Consider the following 3,254-nt stretch of genomic DNA (forward strand, 5'->3'; position numbering starts at 1 on the left):
AGGTGGTCAGGTGGTCAGGTGGTCAGGTGGTCAGGTGGTCAGGTGAAATCAGCGGTCGCGAAGCGACCTGCTGATTTCACTTAGAACTATATTATGATATACTTAAACTATACCCCTATGGGTATGTAGGAGGTGAGAGAATGCGACAGTGTATGGACTTGGATAATCTACACAGAAGGCTTAATAAAATTATTGGTCAAGTTAAAGCTATTGATAAGATGATTGACGAGGATATTCCTTGTGAAAATATTTTGATACAAATTAATGCCGCCAAAAGTGCTCTCCAAAAGGTGGGCCAGGTTGTTTTAGAAGGGCATTTGCACCATTGTGTCAAGGAAGGAATAGAACATGGAGATGCAGATAGAACTATTGCAGATTTTGCAAAAGCGATTGAACACTTTTCAAGAATGACCTAATCAAATAAAAAGGTAGTTGCTCATATAAGCAGCTACCTTTTTGTTTGACTATTATTAATCACACATTTATAATATACACATACCCCCATGGGTATATGTATAATCTTACTAGGAGTGATGTAAATGATAGACGTATTAAAGAGTGAGGAAAAACGAACTGTATTATTTCTTATTATTTCCCTACCAGCATTGTTAATCAGTTTTTTTTATGCAGATGTATTGCCTGTAGATATGGCATGGATTGCAATTATACTTTGCGGTGGTCCCATCATTAAGGGTGCAATGATTGGTCTTATTACAGAGTTTGATATTAAGGCAGATGTATTGGTCAGCATTGCCTTAATTGCCTCTATCGCTATTGGCGAAATTTTTGCAGCAGGTGAAATTGCTTTTATTATGACAATTGGTGCCTACCTAGAAGAACGAACTGTTGCTAAGGCGCGAGCAGGAATTGAAAAACTTGTTCACCTTACTCCTACTACTGCTCGTTTGGTATATAACGGGCATGAGAAGATGATTCCTGCTGAACAGGTACAGCCTGGGGATACACTTCGAGTGCTAGCAGGAGAGAGTATTGCAGTAGATGGATTGATCTTAAGTGGGCGAACTTCTATTGATCAATCTATTATGACAGGAGAATCTCTTCCAGTTGATAAAGGAGAGGGCGATGAAGTATTTAGCGGAACGGTTAATCAATTTGGAATCTTTGATATGATTGCACAAAAAGTTGGCGAAGACAGCTCTTTACAGCGCATGATTGACCTTGTGGAATCAGCAGATGCAGGAAAGGCAAAAATTGTGCGAGTTGCAGATCGATGGGCAACGTGGATTGTAGTTATTGCTTTAATGACAGCAGTTGCAACATGGTTCGTAACTAAGGAAATAACACGCTCTGTTACGGTTCTAGTTGTATTTTGTCCTTGTGCATTGGTACTTGCTACACCAACTGCAATCATGGCAGGTATAGGAAATGCTACAAAACATGGCATTCTCATACGAGAAGGTGATGCCTTAGAACGTCTAGCAAAAATTAAGCGCATTGCTTTTGATAAGACTGGTACACTTACTTTCGGTAAGCCCAATGTAGTACAAATTGTTAGTATTGATCCTAATATAAATGAAACGGCATTATTGGAGCTAGTTGCATCATCAGAGTTGCGTTCAGAGCATCCTTTAGGGAAAGCTATCGTAGCTTTTTATAAGGACAAAAGCAATAAACCACCTGTAGAGCCAGAAAAATTTCAATTACTGCCTGGCCGAGGTGTATTAGCAACTGTAAATAGTCAAAATATTTTAGCAGGTAATGAAACGCTTTTTACAGATCAAAACATACCTTTGCCAAAGATTCTTATTGAAGACGCGGAAAACTCAAAGGGGAATGGAAGTACTGTTATTTATATTGCTGTAAATGGTCATGCAGTAGGTATGATAGCATTATCCGATACTGTGCGCCCAGATGCAGCGGATACGGTCAATGATATTAATAAAAGCGGTATTCAGATTACTCTACTCACAGGAGATTCACATCAGGCAGCTTCATATATTGCTCATACCTGTAATATCCACGATGTACGTGCCAATTGCCTTCCAGAAAACAAATTAGAAGTTATTAAAGAGCATGATTGTAATAACGAACTAGTATGTATGGTAGGTGATGGAATTAATGATGCACCAGCTCTTAAGATTGCTCATGTGGGCATTGCTATGGGAGGCATCGGTAGCGATATAGCCATTGATGCTGCAGATATCGTATTGGTTAGTGACGATATTAAAGAGTTACCATATCTACTTCGACTTGCACGAAAGACTATGTACACGATCCATTTTAATTTGGCTGCTGCTATGATTCTTAACTTTGCCGCAATCATATTAGCTGTTATGGGATTACTAAGTCCTATTGCAGGTGCATTAGTACATAATCTAGGGTCCGTGGCTGTTGTTATTAATTCAACTTTACTATTAAATTGGTCTCGCATTAATAAATGAGCAATTGACTATGCTGATCTACTTTCAAAATGGGAAATAACAGATTTGCCATCAATATTTGATTGTTTATTAATTATGTTCTAATAAGATTGCTTTTTTGTAGAACTATAATTATTATAAGTATAAAAACAATTTATAGAGAACCATTTATAAATAAAAGGTGGCAAAAGCATGAAAGCAGACAAAAGAAAATCATTTATAAAAGCCATATCTGGAATATATAGGCATAGTCAAACCTATTTAGGAAGAAGAATTAAAAAGTATAATATTGGACAAGGTCAGTGGGCGTTTTTAACTCAATTGCTATTTAATTATGATGGCATTACACAAGAAGAACTTAGTAGTATCCTTTCCATTGATAAAGCGAATACATCTAGAGCGTTAAAAAAACTTGAAGAACAAGAGTATATCTATCGAAAGGAAGATTCTAGTGATACGCGTAAAAAACTTGTTTATGTGACAGACAAGTCTAGAGCTTTTGAAGAAGAATTTCATGATATCTTTAAGGACTTAAATCGAATTTTATCAAAAGACTTTACAGATGAAGAGCGATATATGGTAAGAAGGCTTTTGTATAAAATGTTTGATAATATTATAGATTATGGAAAGGAAGAAAATAAAGATAGCTAGGTGTTAATTGTGACTTTTTAGGAATAAAATGTCACAATATTGTTGCTTTAGCAACCTGTTTGAGGTATAATTAACAAAAATAAAGTAGCTATAAGTTATGAAGACTTATAAAGAAATTTTAATTTGCCCACGAAGGGTTATCGGTGAAACGATAATTTTTTGTGGGCTTTTATTTGTAGGCTTTAGCCTGTTGAGCCCTTAAGGGCGAAACATAAAACCACC

3 protein-coding genes are annotated in these 3,254 nt (G+C 36.4%); all 3 read left to right on the top strand.

All coding sequences use genetic code 11. From position 1 onward, the window contains the following. Positions 1-140: 140 nt before the first annotated feature. The 3 genes from Q7P22_RS00730 (at position 141) to Q7P22_RS00740 (ending at position 3,032) form a co-directional block, all read left to right on the top strand. Positions 141-416 (top strand): metal-sensing transcriptional repressor, encoded by a 276-nt coding sequence (locus tag Q7P22_RS00730; protein WP_303859636.1) that lies wholly within the window; start codon positions 141-143, stop codon positions 414-416. 123 nt (positions 417-539) lie between these two features. Next, positions 540-2,402, top strand: a complete 1,863-nt coding sequence (locus tag Q7P22_RS00735) for a cation-translocating P-type ATPase (protein WP_303859637.1) — start codon at positions 540-542, stop codon at positions 2,400-2,402. A 171-nt stretch (positions 2,403-2,573) separates the two neighbouring features. Further along, positions 2,574-3,032: a MarR family winged helix-turn-helix transcriptional regulator gene (locus tag Q7P22_RS00740; RefSeq protein ID WP_303859638.1), complete on the top strand. Its 459-nt coding sequence runs from the start codon at positions 2,574-2,576 to the stop codon at positions 3,030-3,032. The last annotated feature ends 222 nt before the right edge of the window (positions 3,033-3,254 follow it).

This window comes from Alkalibaculum bacchi (assembly GCF_937875145.1).
Lineage (GTDB): Bacteria > Bacillota > Clostridia > Eubacteriales > Alkalibacteraceae > Alkalibaculum > Alkalibaculum bacchi_A.